This window comes from Nitrospirillum iridis (assembly GCF_014205765.1).
GTDB classification, from domain to species: Bacteria; Pseudomonadota; Alphaproteobacteria; order Azospirillales; family Azospirillaceae; genus Nitrospirillum; species Nitrospirillum iridis.
Map to the genome: position 1 here is coordinate 191,131 of NZ_JACIIZ010000006.1, position 18,439 is coordinate 209,569.

Genomic DNA, 18,439 nt, shown 5'->3' on the forward strand with positions numbered 1-18,439 from the left:
GCCGTGGCCCCCATCGTTACCCGCCGCGCCTTCCTGGCGAGCGGCGCCGGCACCGCCGCCCTGACCGCCAGCCTGACCGCGACCGGGGTCGCCACAGGCGCCGTCGCGGCCGGCACGCCCAGCCCGGACCTGCGCTTGCTGACCTCCCGCACCGGCATCCACACCCCGGCCAAGGGCGAGGCGGTGCTGCAGTTCAGCTTCGACTTTCCCGAGGCGTCGGTGCAGGTGGGGCCCCTGCTGATGGGATTCCGGGTGCAGACCTATGAAAACGCCTATGCCATCGACCCCACGGTGACCCGCGTGGTGCGCGACGGCGATCGCGTCACCCTGGCCTGCGACGGGCTGCTGTGGGCCGGCGGCCAGGAGAAGGCGCCGGGCAAGCTGGTGGCCGAGTTCACGGTGGAGGCTGACGGCACGGTGCAATGGACGGCGCGGGCCGAGGCCCAGCACCCGGTGAAGTCCATCACCACCGTGGTGCGCGGCCTGCCGCGCGGCGAAATCTCCGTCTCCGGCCAGGAATTCACCGACCTGAAGGACGATGAGAAGGTCTTCGAGTACCCCAACTTCTTCCACGGCGTGGCGACGCCGCTGGCCGTGCTGAAGGCCGCCGACGGTCGCCACTATTCCCTGTCGGCCCGGCAGACCGCGGTGCGCACCTGCCGCTTCTTCTTCCAGCCGGGGCCGGACGGCTATCGCGTCGAACTGATCCATGAGGGCGAGGGCTGGGCCAAGACCACCAGCCTGGCGACCCCGCCCTGGCGGGTAGGACCGGCGGCGGACTACGCCACGGCGGCGGCGGCGCACTTCGCCCATGTGGAAAAGACTTACGGCATCCCGCCGGTGGCCAGCCGGCCCGATATGCCGGCCTGGATGCGCGAGGTGGATCTGGTGCTGAGCATCCACGGCGCCCACTGGACGGGCTATATCTTCAACGACTATGCCCGCACGCTGGAAATCCTGCGCTGGGCGGCCAAGCAGATCGATCCCAAGCGGGTCATGGTCTTCCTGCCCGCCTGGGACGGGCGCTATTATTGGAACTATCCCTTGTACCAGCCCGACCCGCGCATGGGCGGGGTGGAGGGCTTCCAGCGTCTGGTCACCCAGGCCCGGAAACTGGGCTTCCGCATCGTCCCCATGTTCGGCGCCAATTCCGCCAACACGGTGTGGGAGGAGTTCAAGCAGTTCGCCGACGCCACCACCGACCGCGTCGACGGCGACGCCTTCGACCTGAATTGGGTGGACTGGGACAACGACCGCTCCGGCGAGGGGTGGATGCCCTTCATGAACCTGGGCGTGGAATCCTGGCGCCGCTGGCTGACGGAGCGCATCTCCGCCACCATCAAGCAGTTCGGCGTCGACGGCTATTTCCTGGATATCGCCGGCGCGGCCGTCAACAACACCAAGGCCGACATGCATGAGGGCACGCGGCTGCTGGTGGAGGAACTGGCCCGCCGCCACCCCGGCATCCCGCCGGTGGGGGAGATGCTGTACGACGCCCAGATGGCCTTCATCCCTATGAGCCACGTGACGCGCTACGCCCTGGCCCCGGCTGCCTGCGACGACCATGTGCGCAGCTATCAGCACCTGAGCCGCCCGGCCCCCGGCCGGGGCAGCACCGGCGTGCACGAGGCGGGCTTCGGCCATTACAAGCCGCAGATCCCCGCCGGCCAGCGCGCCATCCCCACCATCACATTGGTCGATGACACCTTCGACAAGGAACGCGCCGCCATGGCCGATTATATCAAGCAGGCCAAGACCTGGGGCGAAGCGCGACGGATGTAAAATAAGGGCCGCCGGCCCTGGTCGGCTGGCGGCCCTTTCCTGAATATCGGCTTTGTTACGCGGACTTGTTCAGCAAGCTCGCCCGGCGGCTGTAGGCCAGATAGATCACCAGGCCGACGACATGCCAGATGACGAAGTAGCGCTTCGTGACGGGGGGCAGGGAATACATGAAGTAAAGGCAACCGATGACGGCGACCGGCGCGACCAGCCACACGGCAGGGCAACGGAACACACGGGGAAAATCGGGCCGGGTCACGCGCAAAACCATGACGCAGAGGGAGACGGAGATGAAGGCCGCCAGCGTACCGGCGTTCGACATCTCCGCGATCTGGTTTAGGCTGAAGAAGCCGCCGACGAACGCCACGAACAGCCCCACCAGCAGGGTCACCTTGATCGGTGCACGGCGGTCAGGCCCCAGGTCACTTAGCCAACCCGGCAGCAGCCCATCACGCGACATGACGAAAAACACGCGGGTCTGGCCGAACATCATCACCAGGATGACGCTGGGCAACGCGATGATCGCGGCGGCGCCGATAGCCCACGCCGCACCCGGGTGGTTAAGGCTCCGCAGGATGAGGGCCAACGGTTCCTTGCTGCCCGCGAACTCCGCGAAAGGCAAGGCGCCCACGGCGCAAGCCGCAACGCCCATATAGATAAGCGTGGAGATGATCATGGATCCCAGGATGCCGATGGTCAGGTCGCGCTTGGGGTCCTTCACCTCCTCCGCCGACGTCGATACCGCGTCGAAGCCGAAGAAGGCGAAGAAGACAATCGTGGCGGCCGCCATCACACCGCGCGGTTGATCGCCTTCCATATGTGTGACGAAGCCGTAGGGCATGAAGGGCGTGAAGTTTTCCGGCACCAAAGTGAACACCGTCAGGCCCACGAACACCGCCAACGCGATGATCTTGATGGCGACCAGCGCAATGTTCACCGTGGCACTTTCCTTGGCGCCCTTGGCCAGTAGCGCCGTGACCACGAGGGTGATGGCGACGGCTGGGAGGTTGATCAATCCGCCGTCAATGGGCCCAGCCACCAAGGAATGCGGCAGATGTATCCCCATGCTTTCCAGCAAGCCGACCATATAGCCCGACCAGCCCACGGCGACGACGCCACAAGTGACGGCATATTCCAGCACCAGGGACCACCCCACAATCCAGGCCAACCCCTCGCCCAGCACCGAGTAGGTGTACGTATAGGCGCTGCCCGCGACCGGCAGCATGGTGGCCATCTCAGCGTAGGTCAGAGCCGCGAATGCGCACAGGATGCCGCAGGCGGCGAAGGCCAGGACGACAGCCGGGCCGGCGCGCTCCGCACCTGAGCCGGTCAGGGTATAGATGCCGGTGCCGATGATGCCGCCGATGCCCAGCGCCACCAGGTGCGGCCAGCTCAGGGTCTTGCGCAGCTGCCGGCTTTGGTCCACGTGCGCCAAAGCGTCCAACGCCTTACGGCGCGTCCAGAACGTCATAAAGCAGTCCCCATCTAGAACGTGTTTCAGCCCCCGCCGCCGATGCGCCGCCCCCTGTCCCAAGGGCTGGCCTCACCGGCACCCAGCTGTTTGGACATTGATCGGCATGGCCGTCAACATCTTAACTGCCATGGCCTTTTTAAACGACATTTTGTGGCGCGGAACGGCCCTTCCCCAAGAAAAAACCCCGCCCGGAACCGTCCGGGCGGGGATATCTTCGCGAGCGACCTTCCGGCCTCAGAACTCCACCGTGGCACCGACGAAGATGACACGGCCCAGCGGGTCATAGACACCGGGGTAGGTGTTGCCGTTGCCGAAGCTGCTGAGCAGGCCCGAAGCGATGGCCGGCGGGTCGCGGTCGAGGATGTTGTTCACACCCGCGCGCAGCGACAGGTAGTCGGTCATCTTGTAGGTCATCGCCACGTCGAAGTAGCTGTACGACGGCAGCCGGCTGTTGATGCCGACATAGTCGGAGGTGAGGAAGGCGTTGGCCGTGTTGCTCGACAGCGTCGTCGGGCCGATGAAGCGCCAGTTGACGGACACCGTGGCCGGGACCCAGGGGCTGGACCAGGTGGTGCGGAACTGGTGGCGCCACCGCGGGCTGGGCTGGCCGCAAGTGGGGCCGAACAGGCCGGTGCAGTCATAGGTGCCCAGGCCTGGCAGCTGCTCCGTCTCGCTGGTCAGCAGCACGGTGCCATTGAGGTTGAAGTCCAGGCTGCCCCAGTTGTGGTTGACGAGGTCCTCAAGCTCCAGCTTGTACGACAGGTCGACGTCCACGCCGGAGGTCTTCAGGAAACCGGTGTTCTGGTTGGTGGACTTGATGTAGCCGTCGGTGCCGAACAGCACGCCGGACTTGGGATCGCGGTGGAACAGGCCGCAGAAGTAGGAACTGCCGGTGGTGGCGCACTGGTTGATGGCCGTCTGGGCATCGACGCCGGCGATATAGCCGTCCACGGTGATGTTGTAATAGTCCAGCGTGGCCGAGAAGTTGGGCAGGAAAGTCGGCGTCAGCACGACGCCGGCGGTGAAGGTGTCCGCCGTTTCCGGCTTCAGCGCCGAGTTGCCACCACCCTGGGCGGAGCAGAGGTCCGTCGGGCACTCGGCGATCTTGCCATACTGGGCGGCCGAGACACCGGTCAAGGCGCACTGCGCCAGCGAGGCCGTCGGGCTGGACCCGGAGCAAGGATCCTGGGCGGAGACGTTGCCGACCGTCTGCGGCGCGAACAGCTCGGAGATGCTGGCCGCGCGGACGGCGCGGTTATAGCTGCCGCGGAAGCGGATGTCCGTGACCGGGGCGTATTGCAGCTCAAACTTGTAGGTGCTGACGCCACTGTCCAGGTAATCGTACTTGGAATAGCGGTAACCGGTGTTGAACAGCAGTTCCTGCACCAGGGGCTTGTCCTGGACCAGGGGGACCTGCAGTTCCATGTAGCCTTCGTTGACGCTGATGGCGCCCGAGGACGGCAGGGTGCCGCCCGCCTGCGCCACCGCGTCGGCGGTGAAGTTCAGCGTCTCTTCCCGGTGCTCAAAGCCCAGGGCCAGCGCGGCGCCCTTGTTGGCCCACGGGCTCTTCACCCCATATTGCCCCAGGTCGCCGGTGAGCGACAGGCTGGCCACCTTTTCCGTCTCGGCGTCATGGGTGTGGCTGGGAGAATAGAGGTAATTATAACCGGCGGTGCTGATGCCGTTGTACTGGAAGACGTTGATGGGAACGCAGGTCGGGTCGGTGCCGTCGATGACGGACTTGCAGGTCGGCACCCCGTTGACGTTCACCACCTCCAGCGCGCGCTGGGCCTTGGTGTTGTCGACGTTGTTCAGGTACGTCTCATTCACGATGGTCTTGGAATACAGGAAGTTGGCGTCGTAGTTCCAACCGTCCCACACTTCGCCGCGCAGGCCGAAGGTGCCACGATAATCGATATGGCGCAGGTCGTCGCGGCGCGGCTGGCTGCCGGGGCCGGCCAGGCGATAGCCGATGAAGCTCTGGGCGTCGGTGGACGTGCCGGCGGCGGTGCCGCAGAGCGTGGAGGCCTGGGCCGACGACATCAGCGGGTTGTTGCAGTTGATGTTGAACGTCGTGCCCTGGAACAGGGCGGACGGCGCCACCTGCGAGAAGCTGTGGTCGTTCATGTACATGAAGCTGCCGTAGGCTTCGATTTCCTTGGCAAATTCATAGTGGGCCTGGAGACCCGCGTTCTCACGCTTGTCCGACCGCTGGATGTAGTTGGTGGGCGTGTAATTGTAGGCGTAGCTGCTGTCGTAGGGCACCCAGGTCTTGGTGCCGTCCTTGCTATTCACCAGGCGGCTGTTCGCGTTGGGACCGCTCAGCAGGTAGAACAGGCCATAGGCATTGTTGCTGGAGCCGCCGCAGGTGAAGGTGTCGGCGGTGGCCAGATTCAGGTCGCAGTTGGAATAGTCACGCTTATTCTGCGTCACCGGCATGGAGTACTGATAGCCGGCGAACAGCGTGACGTTGCCCTTGTTGTTGTCGAAATTCTTGCCGGCGGCGACACTGATGTTCTTCTTGATGCCATCCCAGACTTCGCTGGGTGCCGTGGTGAAGCCCTTGGCCTGGCTGAGCGAACGCAGGGCGGTATTGCCGTTGTCGTGCTGCGCGATGGTGTACTGCATGTCGGCGCGGACGCCATCCAGGTTCTTGCGCAGGATGAAGTTCACCACACCCGACACAGCGTCCGACCCGTAGACCGCCGAGGCGCCACCCGACACGACGTCCACCCGGTCCACCATCGCGGTGGGGATGAAGTTCAGGTCGTTCATCTCGACCGGCAGCATGCGCTGGCCGTCGATCAGCACCAGATTGCGATTGGAACCCAGGTTGCGCAGGTTGACGCGGGCGGTGCCGTCGGAGCCGTTGGACCCGTTCTCGTTTGAATCGGCCGTCACCTGCGGCAGGCGGTTCAGCGCGTTCTCGATGTTGGTCGTGCCCTGATACTGCAGTTCCTGCTGGCCAACGACGGTCAGCGGGCTGGCCGTCGTCAGGTTCGCCTGCTTGATGCGCGAGCCGGTGACGACGATTTCCTGCAGGTCGTCGATCGCCGAATCCGGCGCCGTTTGGGCCAGCGCTTGGCCACCGGCCATCAACGCGATCAGGGCGGTGCCCGCAGCCAGCGCCGCCGCCCGGGCGGCCGCTTGAGCGGTCTTTGGATGTGACTTTCGCATTTTTATCTCCCAGACCGCGCACCCCCGTTAGTGCGCGCTGTGCAACCGTCCCGCAAATGCCACGAACCTGTCAAATATCTTATATCGTATATCGTATGATTTATTCAGGGGTGTGGCGCGGACGCATCAGCGCCGGGAAAACGTGACCTGGTTTCAGTGGGTTAAGTTTATGGCGCCGCAGAAACGCCAAAAACCGCCCTCCCCCGATGGGGAGGGCGGTTGCACATTTGCCGGGTCAGGCCGGCGGCGGGGCTAACGCATCTGCGGCAGGGTCAGAGCGCCGTCACGGCCACCGTCTCCGCCGCCTTGACGGCCAACGGATTGCGCAGGGGCAGGCCGAAGGGGGCGGCCTCCACCTCGAACCGGTCGCCCGGCCGGGTGGTGAAACCGTCGCTGAACGACAGGGTGGCGGTGCCGAAGTAGTGGACATGGGCATCGCCCGGCCGGCGGAAGCCAGCATACTTGAAGTGATGGTGCTCCAGGTTCGCCAGGGTGTGGCACATGTTGGCCTCCCCCGACAGGAAGGGCTTTTCCCACACCACCTGGCCGTCACGCACGATGCGCGTCGCCCCCCGGATGTCGTCCGGCAGCGGCCCCACCAGCAGTTCCGGCCCGAAGGAACAGGGGCGCAGCTTGGAATGCGCCAGATAGAGATAGTTCTGCCGCTCCGTCACGTGGTCGGAGAACTCATTGCCCAGGGCGTAGCCCAGGCGGAAGGGCGTGCCGTCGGGGCCGATGACGTAAAGGCCGACGATCTCCGGCTCCTCGCCGCCGTCCAGCGCGAACGCGGGGGAGGACAGCGGCGCCTCGGGGGCGGTGACGATGCCGCCGTCGCCCTTGAAGAACCATTCGGGCTGCGCGCCCACCCAGTCGGCACCGGCCCCGGCGGGCGGCTTGCCCCCTTCCAGGCCCAGGCGGAACATGCGCATCGAGTCGGTCTGCTTGGCGGGATCGGCCAGATCCTTGTGCATCTTGTCCCGGCCTTCGGCGGAGCCCAGGTGGGTCAGGCCCGTGCCGCTGACCAGCAGATGGGCCGCGTCGGGATGGTCCAGCGGGGCCAACAGGCGGCCCTCCGCCACCAGTGCCGCCAGGTCCACGGGCTCGCCGACACCGGCGGCCGCGACCACCGCCGCCAGGCCCTTGCCCTCCGCGATGGCCTGTTGCGCCAAATCGTAGACGCTGGCCGCCCCTGGCACGACGGCGGCGGGACCGTCATCCTGGCGGGCGGCGACGGCGCGGGCGCCGGTGGCGTCGACATATTGGATAAGGCGCAGGACCATGGGTGTTCCCCTGACTATTGTTTTGAGTGAGTGTGGCGGGCGCCCGTACCGTCAGCGGCATCAGGGGCTGGACGTGCTCATTTAATAATACTATTTGTCTCTAGCCCAAGCCCTTTTCCAGGGCAAGCGCCTTTGTGGGGGAGCCGGCCGGAGCGATGGCGCCACCCGCTTGCCAAAGGGGCTTGAGCGGCCCTCATAAATAATATCATATGACCCATAACAACACGCGACGGCCCCGTTGAAGGAGGGCCCGGCGGACTGCCACAGCCGGGACGTTTCCGGCCTGGGGCGCATAGGGAATAGGGACGGACATGAAAACGCTGCTGACAAGTCGGATGCTGGGAAATCGGTCTGGAAAGCGCCTGCTGGGCATGGGGACTGCAGTCCTGCTCGGCGCCCTGGCCGCTGGATGCGACAGCGGGGACAAGAAGGGCCTGACCGTGGGCTTTTCCCAGATCGGGTCGGAGTCCGGCTGGCGCGCGGCGGAGACCAAGCTGGCCCGCCAGGGGGCCGAGGCCAAGGGCATCACCCTGAAATTCTCCGACGCGCAGCAGCGCCAGGAAAACCAGATCAAGGCCGTGCGCTCCTTCATCGCCCAGGGCGTGGACGCCATTCTGTTGGCCCCCGTCGTTTCCAGCGGCTGGGATGAGGTGCTGGGCGAGGCCAAGGCCGCCAACATCCCCGTCATCCTGCTGGACCGCCAGATCGACACCCCCAACGTGGACCTCTACCTGACGGCCGTGACCTCGGACACCATCGAAGAGGGGCGCGTGGCCGGCCGCTGGCTGGCGGGCAAGGTCCAGGGCCGAGACTGCCGCATCGTGGAAATCCAGGGCACGGTGGGCGCCAGCCTGGTGGCCAACCGCAAGAAGGGGTTCGAGGAGGCCATCGCCACCGCCCCCAACCTGCATCTGGTGCGCACGCAGTCGGGTGAATTCACCCGCGCCAAGGGCAAGGAAGTGATGGAAGGCTTCCTGAAGGCCGAGGCGCCGGGCAGCATCTGCGCCGTCTATTCCCACAACGACGATATGATGATCGGCGCCATCCAGGCCATCAAGGAAGCGGGCCTGAAGCCCGGCACCGACATCCTGACCGTGTCCATCGACGGCGTGCCCGACATCTTCAAGGCCATGGCCGACGGCGACGCCAACGCCACGGTGGAACTGGCGCCGGACATGGCGCCGCGCGCCTACGACATCCTGCTGGCCTATCGCAAGGACCACGCCCCGCCGCCCAAGTGGGTGCAAACCCCGTCCAAGCTGTATGAGCCCGACACCGCCGCCGCGGAATACGCGCGCCGCAAGGACCTGTATTAATGCCCCAGACCGAAACCCCGGTGGTGCTGGCGGCCCGGGGCCTGACCCGGCAATACCCCGGTGTCCGGGCCCTGGACGGCGTCGACCTGACCCTGCGCGCGGGCGAAATCCACGCGCTGCTGGGGGAGAACGGCGCCGGCAAGTCCACCCTGATCAACCTGCTGACGGGCGCCCAGCGGCGCGACGGCGGTACCATCATCGTGGACGGGATGGAGATCGACCCGGATGGCCCCGGTGGCGCCGTCCGGGCCGGCATCGCCGCCGTCTACCAGGAGATCACGCTGCTACCCAACCTGTCGGTGGCGCAGAACCTGTATCTGGGGCGGGAGCCCACCCGCTGGGGCCTGGTGCACCGCGCGGCCATGAACCGGGACGCCGGGGCGCTGCTGCGGCGCTTCGGCCTTGCCATCGACGCCAGCCGGCCGCTTTCCGACTTTTCCACCGCCGTGCAGCAGTTGATCGCCATCGCCCGCGCCGTGGATTTGTCGGCCAAGGTGCTGATCCTGGATGAACCCACGGCCAGCCTGGACACCGCCGAAGTGCAGGCGCTGTTCACCCTCTTGCGCACCCTGCGCGACCAGGGGTTGGCCATCGTCTTCGTCACCCACTTCCTGGATCAGGTCTACGCCCTGACGGACCGCATCACCGTGCTGCGCAACGGGCGGCTGGTGGGCGAGCGGCGGACGGCCGACCTGCCCCGCCTGGAACTGGTGTCCATGATGCTGGGCAAGGCGCCCACGGCGGAAAGCCATCTGGCGCGCCGGCCGGCGACGTCGGCAGGCACGGGTGCGCCGCTGGTGCGGGCGGAAGGCCTGGGCCGCCGCCGCCTGGTGGGCGCGTTCGATGCCGACCTGCACGCCGGCGCGGTCCTGGGGGCCGCCGGCCTGCTGGGCTCCGGCCGTACGGAGACCGCCTTGTTGTTGTTCGGGGTGGAGACGGCGGACCAGGGCCAGCTGATGGTGGACGGCAAACCCGTCACCCTGCGCAGCCCGCGCGACGCCATCCGCCTGGGCTTCGGCTTCTGTCCGGAGGACCGCAAGCTGGACGGCATCGTCGCCGGCCTCAGCATCCGGGAGAATATCGTGCTGGCGTTGCAGGCCAAGCGCGGCTGGTGGCGGCGGCTGTCCTCGGCCCAACAGCATGAACTGGCCGATCGCTACATCAAGCTGCTGGACATCCGCACGCCGGATGCGGAAAAGCCCATCCAGCTGCTGTCGGGCGGCAACCAGCAGAAGGCCCTGCTGGCCCGCTGGCTGGCCACCGACCCCCGCCTGCTGATCCTGGACGAACCGACGCGCGGCATCGACGTCGGCGCCCATGCCGAAATCGTGCGTCTGCTGGAGGATCTGCGCGACCGGGGCATGGCGCTGTACGTCATCTCCTCGGAGATCGAAGAGGTGGCGGCCTATTCCGACCGGGTGCTGGTCATGCGCGATCGCGCGCCAGTCGGCCTGCTGGAGGGGGACTCCATCACCCCCGCCGCCATCGTCAACGCCATCGCGGCGGAGCATCACACGGGAGGGGCGGCATGAACGCGCTCATCCGGACCCTGGCCCCTCGCCTCAAGGCGGCGCGGCCGCAGCTCGCCCTGCTGATCCTGGCCTTGCTGGTCAACGTCATCGTGGCGCCGGGCTTCCTCGATTTGCGCATGCAGGACGGGCGGCTGTTCGGCGGCCTGATCGACATCCTGAACCGGGGTGCCCCCGTCATGCTGCTGGCCGTGGGCATGGCCCCGGTCATCGCCACCCGGGGCATCGACCTGTCGGTGGGCGTCATCATGGCCATCTCCGGCGCGGTGGCGGCGGCGGCCGTCAATGCCGGCCTGGCCTGGCCCCTGGCCCTGCTGGCGGCGCTGGCCACCGGCCTGGTTTGCGGCCTGTGGAACGGGCTACTGGTGGCCGTGTTCCGCCTGCAGCCCATCGTCGCCACCTTGATCCTCATGGTGGCCGGCCGGGGCATCGCCCAGCTGGTGACCGAGGGCCGCATCCTGACCTTCACCGAGCCGCACCTGATCGCGGTGGCTGGCAGCACCGTGGCGGCGTTGCCCCTGCCCGTCGTGCTGGCGCTTGCCGCGTCCGGCCTGACCGGCCTGCTGGTGCGGGCCGCGGCGCTGGGCCTGTTCGTCGAAGCGGTGGGCACCAACCCGCGTTCCAGCCGCCTGGCCGGCGTCCATACCGGCTTGGTGCTGGGTACCGTCTATGTCTGGTCCGGATTGATGGCGGCCATGGCCGGCCTGATCGCCGCCGCCGACATCCGGGGGGCGGACGCCAACAACGCCGGCCTGTGGCTGGAACTGGACGCCATCCTGGCCGTCGTCATCGGCGGCACCAGCCTTTATGGCGGACGGTTCAGCATCGGCCGCTCCGTCCTGGGCGCCCTGGTGTTGCAGGCCATGCGCACCGCCATCCTGCGGGCGGGCCTGCCGCCCGAACTCAACCTGGTGCTGATGGCCCTGGTTGTGGCGGCCGTGCTGACCCAGCAATCACCCGCCTTCCGTCCCCTGGCCGCCCGCTTGGCGGCGCGCCTGAAGAACAAGGAGGCCCGGGCATGATGGGCCGCTTGCTGAATACCCGCACCCTGCCCCTACTGGCCACGGTGGTGGTGTTCGTCCTGATCTACGCCGTCTGTGCGGCACAGTACCCCGCCATGCTGGGCCTGCGGGTTCTGGGCAATCTGCTGACCGACAACGCCTTCCTCGGCATCCTGGCGGTGGGCATGACCGTGGTGGTGGTGGCGGGCGGCATCGACCTGTCGGTGGGCGCAGTCATGGGCCTGACCACGGTGGCGCTGGCCCGCCTGATCGAGGGGGCCGGCCTGCCGCCGCTGGCGGCGTTCGCCCTGGTGCTGGCCGGCGGGGCGCTGTTCGGCGCCGGCATCGGCGCCGCCATCCATGTGCTGAAGGCGCCCGCCTTCATCGTCACCCTGACCGCCATGTTCCTGGCCCGGGGCTGCGCCCTGCTGATCAGCACGGATTCCATTCCCATCCATACCGCGGGCTATGACGCCCTGGCGGGCGCCGGCCTGGCCCTGCCCGGCGGCGGCCGGCTGACCCTGGTGGCCGGCATCATGCTGCTGACCTTTATCGGTGGCGGCATTCTGCTGCATGGCACCCGCTTCGGCGCCCGGGTCTTCGCGCTGGGCGGCAACGCCCACTTCGCCCAGCTGATGGGCATCAACACGCGCTCCACCACCATCCTGGTGCACGCCTTCTGCAGCCTGATGGCGGCGCTGGCCGGCATCGTCTTCTCCCTCTACACCCGGTCCGGCTATGCCCTGACCGGAACGGGGGTGGAGCTGGACGCCATCGCCGCCGTGGTCATCGGCGGCACCTTGCTGACCGGCGGCGTGGGCGGCGTCGCCGGCTCCTTCATCGGGGTGCTGATCCAGGGCCTGATCCTGACCTGGATCACCTTCGACGGCACCCTTTCCAGCTGGTGGACCAAAATCGCCATCGGGGCCTTGCTCTTTGTCTTCATCGCCGTACAACGCTTGATTTTACTCGCCTCCACCCGGTATGGCCGATCGGGGGCCGGGCCTGGCGCCCCCACCACGCCCCATCCTGCCGCCTCCACCCCGGTTGCCCGTTCCTCCGCCCCTGGCGCCGCCGCGCCGTCCGCCCCGTGAGCCCCACCCCCATGACCCTGTCGACCTGGTCATCGCCCGAACGTCCGCTGTCGCACCACGAACAGATCGTGCGCACCCTGGGCATGGAGATCCTGAGCGGCGCCATGCCCGTGGGCGTTAACCTGCCACCGGAGCCGGACCTGCTGGTCCGCTTCCAGATCTCGCGCACCGTGCTGCGTGAGGTGATGAAGACCCTGGCGGCCAAGGGGCTGGTCGTGTCCAAGACACGGGTTGGCACCAAGGTGCAGGACCCGGCGCATTGGAACTTCTTCGACGCCGACCTGCTGTCCTGGCGGGTCAGCCTGGGCCTGGACGACGCCATGCGCCGCCACCTCTATGAGATGCGCAGCGCGGTGGAGCCCCGCGCCGCCGCCTTGGCCGCCCGCCGCCGGACGCCGGAGCAACTGGCCGACATGCGCCGCGCCATCGCCCGCATGGCGCAACCCGGCCACAACCGGCGCAGCTTCGCCGAGGCCGATCTGGCCTTCCACGTGGCGGTCAGCGCCGCGTCCGGCAACCCGATGATGCGGTCGCTGGCGGCGGTGATCGAGGCGGCGCTGCTGGCGTCGTTCTCGCTATCCTCACCCGTGGACGAATCCACCTTGCAGCAGGAGGTGGTGGACAGCCACGCCGCCATCGCCGAGGCCATCGAGGCCGGCGACAGCGGGCGTGCCGCCCGTGCCATGCTGGCCGTCATCGATTCAGGCTTCGACCGGTTGGACCTGCCCGACCCCGACGCCCTTTGATTTCATTCACCACACCGACCGCATTCCGAAGAAAGCCCCCCAATGACCGAGTCCGCCCCTTCCAACGCCGGCAAGCCCAAACTGCGGTCCCGCGCCTGGTTCGACAACCCGGACAACCCGGACATGACGGCGCTGTATCTGGAGCGCTACCTGAACTACGGCCTGACCCTGGATGAGCTGCAGTCCGGCATGCCCATCATCGGCATCGCCCAGACCGGCTCGGACCTGTCGCCCTGCAACCGCCACCATCTGGTGCTGGCCCAACGTCTGCGCGAAGGCATCCGCCAGGCGGGCGGCATCGCCATCGAGTTCCCGGTCCACCCCATCCAGGAAACGGGCAAGCGCCCCACGGCGGGCCTGGACCGCAACCTGGCCTATCTGGGCCTGGTGGAACTGCTGCACGGCTATCCCATTGACGGCGTGGTGCTGACCATCGGTTGCGACAAGACCACGCCCGCCTGCCTGATGGCCGCCGCCACGGTCAACATTCCCGCCATCGCCCTGTCCGTCGGCCCCATGCTCAACGGCTGGCACAATGGGGAGCGCACCGGCTCCGGCACCATCGTGTGGAAGGCGCGCCAGATGCTGGCGGCGGGGGAGATCGACCAGCGCAAGTTCATCGAGCTGGTGGCCAGCTCCGCCCCCTCCACCGGCTATTGCAACACCATGGGCACGGCCACGACCATGAACAGCCTGGCGGAGGTGCTGGGCATGCAACTGCCAGGCTCCGCCGCCATTCCGGCACCCTACCGGGAGCGCCAGCAGGTGGCGTACGAGACGGGCAAGCGCATCGTCGAGATGGTGCATGAGGACCAGAAGCCGTCCGACATCATGACGCGTGAGGCCTTCCTGAACGCCATCGTGGTGAACTCCGCCATCGGCGGTTCGACCAACGCCCCCATCCACCTGGCCGCCATCGCCCGGCATATCGGCGTCGAGCTGGAGCTGCAGGACTGGCAGACCCATGGCCACAAGGTGCCGCTGCTGGTGAACCTGCAGCCGGCCGGCGAGTATCTGGGGGAGGATTATCATCACGCCGGCGGCGTGCCGGCGGTGGTCAATGAGCTGATGAAGCAGGGCCTGATCCACGAAGGCGCCATGACCGCCAACGGCAAGACCATCGGCGACAATTGCCGCGACGCCGAGATCAAGCTGCCCGACGTCATCCGCCCCTTCGACAAGCCCTTGAAGACGGACGCGGGCTTCCTCGTCCTGCGCGGCAACCTGTTCGACAACGCCATCATGAAGACCAGCGTGATCTCGGCGGAGTTCCGCGACCGCTACCTGTCCAACCCCGACGATCCGGAAGCCTTCGAGGGCAAGGCCGTGGTGTTCGACGGGCCGGAGGACTATCACGCCCGCATCGACGATCCGGCCCTGGGCATCGACGCCCATACCCTGCTGTTCATGCGCGGCGCCGGCCCGGTGGGCTACCCCGGCGCGGCGGAGGTGGTGAACATGCGCCCGCCCGCCTACCTGATCAAACAGGGCATCACCGCCCTGCCCTGCATCGGCGACGGCCGCCAGTCCGGCACCTCCGGCTCCCCCTCCATCCTCAACGCCTCACCGGAGGCGGCGGCCGGCGGCACCATCGCCCTGCTGCGGACAGGTGACCGGGTGCGCATCGACCTCCGGAAGGGCACCGCCAACATCCTGGTGAGCGATGCCGAGTTGGCCGCCCGCCGGCAGGCCCTGGACGCCGCCGGCGGCTACCAGTACCCGGCCAGCCAAACGCCGTGGCAGGAGATCCAGCGCGGCATGGTGGGCCAGTTGGGCGATGGCGCGGTGCTGGAACCCGCGGTGAAGTATCAGCGCGTGGCCCAGACCCACGGGATCCCGCGCGACAACCACTGAGACGTGGAACAGCGGAAGGCGGCGGCACCGGGGAAGGGCCGCCGCCTTTTGTCTGCGTGTCAGGCGCCCGCCCGGCAGTGGCGGGCGATGAAGTCCGCATGGGTTGGCAAGCGGGACGCCGCTTGCGCCAGGCTGTTGCGGCGCAAGCGCAGGGTTTCCACGATGTCCTCCCGCTTCTGCACCGCCATCAGGGGGTCGCGGCGGGTCGGGATCAGGCCCAGGCCAACGAACAGGGCCTGCCAGCTGGGCGTGACGAAGGTCTCCTCGTTCAGCAGCACCACGTGGCCGGTCTCGCGGAAGGTCTCGATGCGTTCGGCCAGGCTGTCCGGCAGGGCCATGGACCGCCGCTCGCGCCAGAAGGCGGTGTCGTCGCGTCCGTTCAGCGCATAGTGCATGATGATGAAGTCGCGGATACGGTCGAATTCCAGCGCCTGGATACGATTGTACTCCGCCGCCAGCGCCGGATTGAAGCCCTGGTCCGGCAGCAGGCCGATCAGACGGGTGATGCCGCCCTGGATCAGCGAGATGGATGTCGATTCCAGCGGCTCGACAAAGCCCGATGACAGGCCGATGGCAACACAATTGCGCGCCCAGAAGCGCTGACGCCGCCCGGTCTTGAAACGCAGCAGCCGGGGCTCGTCCAGGGCCGCGCCATCCAGGCCATCCAACAGGCGGGCCCGCGCCTCATCCTCCGACACATGCGCGCTGGAAAAGACATAGCCATTGCCGGTGCGGTGCTGCAACGGGATGCGCCATTGCCAGCCGCCCTCCAGCGCCGTGGCGCGGGTGTAGGGCAGTAGCGGGCCATGGCCGGCGCAGGGCACGGCCCAGGCCCGGTCCACCGGCAGCCAGTGGCTGTAGTCCAGGAAGGGCTCCCCCAACACCTTATCCGCCAGGAGAGAGACGAAGCCGGAGCAGTCGATGAACAGATCAGCCAAGAGATCCCGGCCGTCCTCCAGCCGCACGCCCCGAATGAAGCCCGTCTCCGGATCCAGGTTGGTGCCGGTGATGCGCCCTTCATGCCGCACCACCCCCTCACGCTCCGCCTTGGTGCGCAGCAGGCGGGCGTAAAGGCCGGCATCGAAGTGATAGGCGTAGCTGAAGTAATGATAAGGCGAGCGTGGGTCGGTCTCCGGCACGGTGAAGCGCCCGGCATGGGCCATGACGGCGGCCATGTGATAGGCGTCGAACTCCCCCGCCGCGTCCCCCACCAGATCGCGGGCCACCAGCCAGTGGTTCAAGGTGGAAAAGGGGCCGGTGTTGACGACGGTGTCACCGAAGCCGTGGAAAAAGCGCGTGCCCACCGCGCGCCAGTCCCGGAATTCGATCCCCAGCTTGAAGGTGCCCTGGGTCGCCTTCATGAAGGTGGCCTCGTCCAGGCCAATGTCCTGGTTGAATTGCCGGATGGAGGGAACGGTCGCCTCCCCCACCCCCACCGTGCCGATGGCATCCGACTCAACCAATTCCACCCGCGTGCCGCCCAGGCGAACGGCCTGGTTCAGGGCGCAGGCCGCCATCCACCCGGCCGTGCCGCCCCCGACGATCAGGATGCGGCGCAGCGGCGTCATGCGCGGCTCCGCGTCGCGGCGGGCGCCGCACCCAGGAAGGCCTCATGCGGCCGGCAGCTGTCCGCCACCTGATGGACCGTGCGCCGCATGGCGTCGAAGCCGCTGCGGATCTCCTCCAGCGGCGCTGTGTCGGCCAAGGGGTCGTAGGCCTGGGGCTCGATCCCTTGGCCCAGCATGACCGCCAGCCAGTTGGGTTCCTGGAACAGCGTCTGGTTGGGGAAGATGGCGAAGCCCCGGGCGCGGAACAGGTCCATCTTCTCCACCAGGCTGTCGGGGATGGGCATGGCGCGCACCCGGTCCCACAGCGGTTCGCCGACCCGCTGGTTGGCGTGGTAGTGGAAGATCAGGAAGTCGCGCACCTGCTCCAGCTCCTCCCCCATGATGCGGTTGTAGATGCCGGTGGACACCGGATCATCCTTGGCCAGGGGGAAGGTGGCGGCGAACTTGATCAGGGCATGCTGGATGAAATGGATGCTGGTGGATTCCAGTGGTTCCAGGAAGCCGGAGCTGAGCCCCACGGCCAGCACGTTCTTGTGCCGGGACTGCCGGCGCCGGCCGGTGGTGAAGCGCAGGAAGCGCGGATCACCGACGGCCGGGGCGTCCAGGTTGGCCAGCAGCATCGCCGCCGCCTCATCATCGCTGATCAGGTCGCTGACATAGACATAGCCGTTGCCGGTGCGGTGGCGCAGGTTGATGCGCCATTGCCAGCCGGCGGCGCGGGCCGTCGCCGTGGTATAGGGCACCGGCGGCGCCACCCGTTCGGACGGCACGGCCACCGCCCGGTTGGCGGGCAGGTAATGTGACCAGTCCTCATACTCCCGGCCCAGGGCGTGGCCGATCAGCAGGCCGCGAAAGCCGGTGCAGTCGATGAAGAAATCACCCTCCACCCGCCGGCCGTCGGTCAGCTCCAGATGACTGACGGTGCCGTCGGCCCCATCCAAAGCGACCGAGCCCACCGTCGCCTCGATGCGCCGAACGCTCCGGGATTCCGCGATGCGCCGCAGGAACTGACCATAGAGGCCGGCATCAAAGTGATAGGCGTAGGATAGGGTGGATTTGGGCGTGCGCGGATCGGATGACGGAAAGTCGAAGCGGTTCTTGCGGGCCAACACCTCACTCATCCAGAAATCGGACAGCGGGTGGGGATAGCCCGCCGCCTTCAGCCGCAACCACCAGGCATGAAATGAGGCGCCGTTGATCGCCTGGCCGGGTTGGCCGAAGGGGTGCATATAGCGGTGGCCGGGCCGCAGCCAGTCCACAAACTCGATCCCCAGCTTGTAGGTGCCCTCCGTGGCGCGAAGGAATTCCGCCTCATCGATGCCCACGGCCTTGTTGAAGACCTGGATGGGGGGAATGGTCGCCTCCCCCACCCCCACGGTCCCGATCTCCGCCGATTCCACCACGGTCAGCGTGAGCTGGCGTGCGGGAAACAGACTGGACAGGAAAGCGGCGGCCATCCAGCCGGCGGTGCCCCCGCCGACGATGACCAACCGCGTGACCGTGGACGCGGACATGGAATCACTCCCCCCGAAAGCCGGCCCCCGATGAGGGGCCTTCAGGTCTGTCAGACGCGGCTTGGCCGCCGGACATCCCATTTTCGTGTTCTATCGCAAATCAGGCG

General features: G+C 67.4%; 12 protein-coding genes. 7 read left to right on the plus strand and 5 right to left on the minus strand.

What is annotated here, in order from left to right; all coding sequences use genetic code 11:
* Positions 1-3: 3 nt before the first annotated feature.
* Positions 4-1,782: an alpha-amylase family protein gene (locus FHS74_RS12515; RefSeq protein ID WP_343066908.1), complete on the plus strand. Its 1,779-nt coding sequence runs from the start codon at positions 4-6 to the stop codon at positions 1,780-1,782.
* Positions 1,783-1,837: 55 nt separating this feature from the next.
* Here the strand turns inward: FHS74_RS12515 and FHS74_RS12520 are convergent, their stop codons facing one another.
* The 3 genes from FHS74_RS12520 to araD1 form a co-directional block, all read right to left on the minus strand.
* On the minus strand, positions 1,838-3,250 hold the full coding sequence (locus tag FHS74_RS12520; protein ID WP_184800881.1) for an amino acid permease: 1,413 nt from the start codon (positions 3,248-3,250) through the stop codon (positions 1,838-1,840).
* A gap of 237 nt (positions 3,251-3,487) precedes the next feature.
* Positions 3,488-6,430 carry a TonB-dependent receptor domain-containing protein gene (locus tag FHS74_RS12525; protein WP_184800883.1) on the minus strand — a complete coding sequence of 981 codons (2,943 nt, stop codon included), beginning with the start codon at positions 6,428-6,430 and terminating at the stop codon, positions 3,488-3,490.
* Between the two features lie 272 nt (positions 6,431-6,702).
* Positions 6,703-7,710: an AraD1 family protein gene (gene araD1, locus FHS74_RS12530; protein ID WP_184800885.1), complete on the minus strand. Its 1,008-nt coding sequence runs from the start codon at positions 7,708-7,710 to the stop codon at positions 6,703-6,705.
* A gap of 311 nt (positions 7,711-8,021) precedes the next feature.
* On the opposite strand from araD1, the gene FHS74_RS12535 reads away from it, so the two are divergent.
* From FHS74_RS12535 to FHS74_RS12560, 6 genes are read left to right on the plus strand one after another with little or no spacing between them, the layout of a single operon-like run.
* The gene (locus FHS74_RS12535; RefSeq protein WP_281384646.1) at positions 8,022-9,026 is read left to right on the plus strand and encodes an ABC transporter substrate-binding protein; all 1,005 of its coding nucleotides are present in this window, start codon (positions 8,022-8,024) and stop codon (positions 9,024-9,026) included.
* A complete protein-coding gene (locus tag FHS74_RS12540) occupies positions 9,026-10,558 on the plus strand; it encodes a sugar ABC transporter ATP-binding protein (RefSeq protein WP_184800887.1) in 1,533 nt (510 codons plus the stop codon). The genes FHS74_RS12535 and FHS74_RS12540 overlap by 1 nt, the downstream gene beginning before the upstream one ends.
* The gene (locus tag FHS74_RS12545; RefSeq protein WP_184800889.1) at positions 10,555-11,577 is read left to right on the plus strand and encodes an ABC transporter permease; all 1,023 of its coding nucleotides are present in this window, start codon (positions 10,555-10,557) and stop codon (positions 11,575-11,577) included. Before FHS74_RS12540 ends, FHS74_RS12545 begins: the two co-directional genes overlap by 4 nt.
* A complete protein-coding gene (gene yjfF / locus FHS74_RS12550) occupies positions 11,574-12,650 on the plus strand; it encodes a galactofuranose ABC transporter, permease protein YjfF (RefSeq protein WP_211106259.1) in 1,077 nt (358 codons plus the stop codon). The genes FHS74_RS12545 and yjfF overlap by 4 nt, the downstream gene beginning before the upstream one ends.
* Before the next feature lie 11 nt (positions 12,651-12,661).
* A complete protein-coding gene (locus tag FHS74_RS12555; protein WP_184800891.1) occupies positions 12,662-13,396 on the plus strand; it encodes a FadR/GntR family transcriptional regulator in 735 nt (244 codons plus the stop codon).
* Positions 13,397-13,438: 42 nt separating this feature from the next.
* The gene (locus FHS74_RS12560; protein WP_184800893.1) at positions 13,439-15,250 is read left to right on the plus strand and encodes an IlvD/Edd family dehydratase; all 1,812 of its coding nucleotides are present in this window, start codon (positions 13,439-13,441) and stop codon (positions 15,248-15,250) included.
* 59 nt (positions 15,251-15,309) lie between these two features.
* Here FHS74_RS12560 and FHS74_RS12565 read toward each other — a convergent pair whose 3' ends face one another.
* Both FHS74_RS12565 and FHS74_RS12570 read right to left on the minus strand, forming a co-directional pair.
* On the minus strand, positions 15,310-16,818 hold the full coding sequence (locus FHS74_RS12565; RefSeq protein WP_184800895.1) for a tryptophan halogenase family protein: 1,509 nt from the start codon (positions 16,816-16,818) through the stop codon (positions 15,310-15,312).
* The gene (locus tag FHS74_RS12570; RefSeq protein ID WP_184800897.1) at positions 16,815-18,332 is read right to left on the minus strand and encodes a tryptophan halogenase family protein; all 1,518 of its coding nucleotides are present in this window, start codon (positions 18,330-18,332) and stop codon (positions 16,815-16,817) included. Before FHS74_RS12570 ends, FHS74_RS12565 begins: the two co-directional genes overlap by 4 nt.
* Positions 18,333-18,439 lie beyond the last annotated feature (107 nt).

What these genes read in the sequence shown, in the direction of transcription:
- FHS74_RS12520 (WP_184800881.1), bottom strand. Translation starts at nt 3,250, where the DNA reads ATGACGTTCTGGACGCGCCGTAAGGCGTTGGACGCTTTGGCGCACGTG.
- FHS74_RS12525 (WP_184800883.1), bottom strand. Translation starts at nt 6,430, where the DNA reads ATGCGAAAGTCACATCCAAAGACCGCTCAAGCGGCCGCCCGGGCGGCG.
- araD1 (WP_184800885.1), bottom strand. Translation starts at nt 7,710, where the DNA reads ATGGTCCTGCGCCTTATCCAATATGTCGACGCCACCGGCGCCCGCGCC.
- FHS74_RS12535 (WP_281384646.1), top strand. Translation starts at nt 8,022, where the DNA reads ATGAAAACGCTGCTGACAAGTCGGATGCTGGGAAATCGGTCTGGAAAG.
- FHS74_RS12540 (WP_184800887.1), top strand. Translation starts at nt 9,026, where the DNA reads ATGCCCCAGACCGAAACCCCGGTGGTGCTGGCGGCCCGGGGCCTGACC.
- FHS74_RS12545 (WP_184800889.1), top strand. Translation starts at nt 10,555, where the DNA reads ATGAACGCGCTCATCCGGACCCTGGCCCCTCGCCTCAAGGCGGCGCGG.
- yjfF (WP_211106259.1), top strand. Translation starts at nt 11,574, where the DNA reads ATGATGGGCCGCTTGCTGAATACCCGCACCCTGCCCCTACTGGCCACG.
- FHS74_RS12555 (WP_184800891.1), top strand. Translation starts at nt 12,662, where the DNA reads ATGACCCTGTCGACCTGGTCATCGCCCGAACGTCCGCTGTCGCACCAC.
- FHS74_RS12560 (WP_184800893.1), top strand. Translation starts at nt 13,439, where the DNA reads ATGACCGAGTCCGCCCCTTCCAACGCCGGCAAGCCCAAACTGCGGTCC.
- FHS74_RS12565 (WP_184800895.1), bottom strand. Translation starts at nt 16,818, where the DNA reads ATGACGCCGCTGCGCCGCATCCTGATCGTCGGGGGCGGCACGGCCGGG.
- FHS74_RS12570 (WP_184800897.1), bottom strand. Translation starts at nt 18,332, where the DNA reads ATGTCCGCGTCCACGGTCACGCGGTTGGTCATCGTCGGCGGGGGCACC.